This is a genomic window from Gelidibacter sp. (genome assembly GCF_035577925.1).
GTDB lineage: Bacteria > Bacteroidota > Bacteroidia > Flavobacteriales > Flavobacteriaceae > Gelidibacter.
This window is the reverse complement of the sequence record NZ_DATJCY010000157.1, coordinates 1-2,603: the sequence shown is the minus strand read 5'-3', so window position 1 is coordinate 2,603 and position 2,603 is coordinate 1. Positions and strand designations below refer to the sequence as shown.

Here is a 2,603-nt window from a genome sequence, read left to right as displayed (position 1 = left end):
TATTGGCGATGGGCGGGGATTTTAGTACCAAAGCCCAATCGAAGAACGTAAGCTCAACCTTGTACCTTTCGCCCGATAGATGCACTTCAGCCCGCCTATTGCCAATATGTTTGTTAGCAACAGTTACTTTTTGTCGTAAAGATAGCCATTAAATAATTTTATAAGTTGTTTGTTCATTACTTGTTCATCTGTTGGTTCTTTTTCAACGGGCATGGATTTTTTATAATACGTGATTTCATCTTTTTCAGCGTCAAATATAAAAGCGTACAAAGTTAGATTAGATTTTATAGGTGTCGGTACAAACATGCCTAATGTCAATATGCCTACGGCTGCTCCTTTTGCAACTTGTCCACCATAATTTCCTTTTCTTCGTCCAAAACCTGTTGCGATGGTTGCGAGGGCAAACCGTTGATTGTTATTTTTTAAAATTGAGTCAATCGTGTGGGGTAAAGGGATTCCGCTAAGTTTCTTCCGTTGAGTGATAACTCTTACAAGATACGCTAATTCATCTTCCACCTTTACTTTAATGGTGTCGTTCACGAAGGGAATCTCCTTGTCAAGCCTAAGTGTCGTTTTATTCTTGTCAAGAAGCAAACTCAGGTTCTTGGAGACAACTTCAGAAAGAGAATCGCTCAACATAGCTTTGTTACCCTTTTCTATAAACTGGATATAGGATAACGGTTGAAAATAATCAACGTTATTAATTTCAGTTACCGTTGTGGTGGATGACGCAAGATGTTTATTCGCTCCACAAGAAGTCAAGGTCAAAATACTTAATAGGATAATCAGATGTCTCATACGTTTGTCAGGTTTTTTTGTAATTGTTGCTAACGGTTCGCGGCTTTGCGTTCGGGCGGGATTTTTAGCACTGCACTTGATACGAAGAACCACAGTTCAAATTTAGCACAAATTTTCATACGGAGAACGTCCCCCCGCCTGACGCAAAACCGATGTTAGCGGCTGTACTTTTGTCAGAGTTGAATTGTCCGTTCTATGTTTGTCTGCTCTAAAAAGGTTTCATCGTGCGAAACCACAATCAATGTCCCCCGATATTCGTTAATAGCTCTTGTCAAGATTTCAATGTTTTGTATGTCCAGATTGTTGGTTGGCTCGTCCAAAATAATAATGTCAGGCGATTGATTATTGATTGTTAAACAACACAACATTAAACGCATTTTTTCTCCGCCACTCAAAGCGTTGCAAGATTTGTCCCAATCTTCTTTGGTAAACAAAAATCGGTTAAGCCTGATTTTGATTTCGTGTTCCTGTAATGCCGAAGTATTGAATTGTTCGGCTTGTTCGTAAACTTTCAGTTTGTCGTCAATCAGCGAATAGTCTTGGTCAATATAAACCGATTTGTTGTCTGCTCTGTAAACTTTTCCTGTTTGTGGTTCTATGTTGCCTAAAATCAGTTTTATCAAGGTTGTTTTACCTGAACCGTTTTTGCCTTTTAAAGCAATGCGTTCGCCACTTGTGATTTTAAAATTTAGGTTTTCTGTCCAAAGCGGTTGTGTGTCGTAACTGAAATTGAGGTCATTAGCCGTAAATAGAATTTTGCCTTTGTGCAATGCAGAATTGTCAAAGCCGAATTTCATTTTGTCAATGTCTGGCAACGAAGAACGTAGTTCCTGCAATTCCTGTGAAACACTACCGATTTTTTCAGTGTGAACACTTTTCATTTTTGATGTGCTGTTTTCGGCATTGTTTCGTAATGTGTTCATCATAATTCGGGCAACACCTGCTTTTTCCTGTTTCTTTTTTCCACGACTATCCAAACGATTTTGTCGTTCAATTGTTTTTCGCTCCTTTTCTTTTGCCTTTCTAAGTGCTTTTTCTTTACTCTGAATATCTTGGCTTAAAGCATTTTGTTCAATTTCTTTTTGCTCCTTATAAAATTCATAGTTTCCGCCATAAACTTTAATTTCATTTCTGTTGAGCTCATAAATAGGATTTAATAATTGAAGTAACTCTCGGTCGTGGCTAACGATTATAAAAGTTGCTCTTGAAGTTTGAACGAAATCGTATAGTAAGTCTCTACTGGATTTGTCCAGATGATTACTGGGTTCATCTAATAAAACAAATGATGGTTGATGAATAAATAAACCAGCAAGAAAGACTTTTGTTTTTTGTCCTCCACTTAATTCGCTCAATTTTTGAGATAGTGATAAATCAGATATATCCCAATAGCTTAGGGCTTCTTGACATTTTTCTTCTATTGTCCAATCGTCATTTAAAAGACTATAATTCTTTTCATCTACACTTCCGCTTAAAATTTTGTGTAAAGCATTGAGCTTAGTTTCAACTTGTAAGGCTTGTGCAATGGTTAACTTATTAAACTGACCGAAAATTTGAGGAATATAGTAAGGTTTAGCCTGGGAAGTAATTTGACCTTCATCAGGTTTTAAATCCTTAGCGATAAGTTTTAACAAAGTGGATTTTCCAACGCCATTATTGCCAATTAATGCAATTTTATCGGATTGGTTTACTGTCATACTTAAATTAGTAAACAGCGTATTTTTATTGGGATGTGAATAGGATAAATTTTGAATCGTAAGCATAATTAATTTCTTTTTGAGTTTAACAAAAGTGGGAACCCAATTTTT

General features: G+C 36.5%; 2 protein-coding genes. Both read right to left on the bottom strand.

What is annotated here, in order from left to right; genetic code table 11:
* Positions 1-123 precede the first annotated feature (123 nt).
* Positions 124-798 carry a hypothetical protein gene (locus tag VNJ50_RS05540; protein WP_325579828.1) on the bottom strand — a complete coding sequence of 225 codons (675 nt, stop codon included), beginning with the start codon at positions 796-798 and terminating at the stop codon, positions 124-126.
* A 173-nt stretch (positions 799-971) separates the two neighbouring features.
* Positions 972-2,558 carry a ribosomal protection-like ABC-F family protein gene (abc-f, locus tag VNJ50_RS05535; RefSeq protein WP_243548489.1) on the bottom strand — a complete coding sequence of 529 codons (1,587 nt, stop codon included), beginning with the start codon at positions 2,556-2,558 and terminating at the stop codon, positions 972-974.
* Between the last annotated feature and the right edge of the window lie 45 nt (positions 2,559-2,603).

Coding starts and splice junctions, on each gene's coding strand:
- VNJ50_RS05540 (WP_325579828.1), bottom strand. CDS start 798: ATGAGACATCTGATTATCCTATTAAGTATTTTGACCTTGACTTCTTGT.
- abc-f (WP_243548489.1), bottom strand. CDS start 2,558: ATGCTTACGATTCAAAATTTATCCTATTCACATCCCAATAAAAATACG.